This is a genomic window from Streptomyces katrae (assembly GCF_000966975.1).
GTDB lineage: Bacteria > Actinomycetota > Actinomycetes > Streptomycetales > Streptomycetaceae > Streptomyces > Streptomyces katrae.
In genome coordinates this window covers 1-569 of sequence record NZ_JZWV01001692.1, presented here as the reverse complement: position 1 = coordinate 569, position 569 = coordinate 1, and the positions used below count along the sequence as shown (strand labels likewise).

Here is a 569-nt window from a genome sequence, read left to right as displayed (position 1 = left end):
CAGTGACCGGCGGCGGGGCCCGTGGCGGGGGCGGGCAGCCGCTTCCAGGTGACCTCGTACTGCCAGTCCTCGATCACGGACCGGCGGCCGGCGGGGGCGGCGGGCCGAAGCCAGTAGTCCTGGCGCTGGAAGGCGTACGTGGGCAGGTCGATGCGGCGGGCGCCTCGGCCGGCGTGCACGGCGGCCCAGTCGACGGGCGTGCCGTGGACGTGGAGGCGGGCGAGGGCGGTGGTGACGGCCAGGTGTTCGTGCCGGTCGGTCCGCAGCAGGGGCACGAGGACGCGGGTGTCGTCCAGGAGGTGCTGGGCCTGGGCGGTGAGGACCCCGCCGGGGCCCACTTCGAGGAAGGTGCCGACGCCCTCGGCGGCGAGGGAGGCGACGGCGTCGGCGAAGCGGACCGCCTCGCGGACGTGGCGGACCCAGTACCGCGGTGAGCAGAACTCGTCGGCGCCGACCGGGCCTCCGGTGAGGGTGGAGACGACCGGCAGCGCGGGGGGTGCGAAGGGGACGGATTCGACGGCGGCCCGGAACTCGTCCAGCATCGGGTCCATCAGGGGTGAGTGGAAGGC

The 569-nt window shown here is 75.6% G+C and carries 1 protein-coding gene; it reads right to left on the bottom strand.

Going from position 1 to position 569, the window contains the following annotated elements; genetic code table 11:
* On the bottom strand, window positions 1–551 hold a 551-nt coding region (locus VR44_RS40140; RefSeq protein WP_342669444.1), incomplete at its 3' end, for an acyltransferase domain-containing protein.
* Window positions 552–569: the final 18 nt, after the last annotated feature.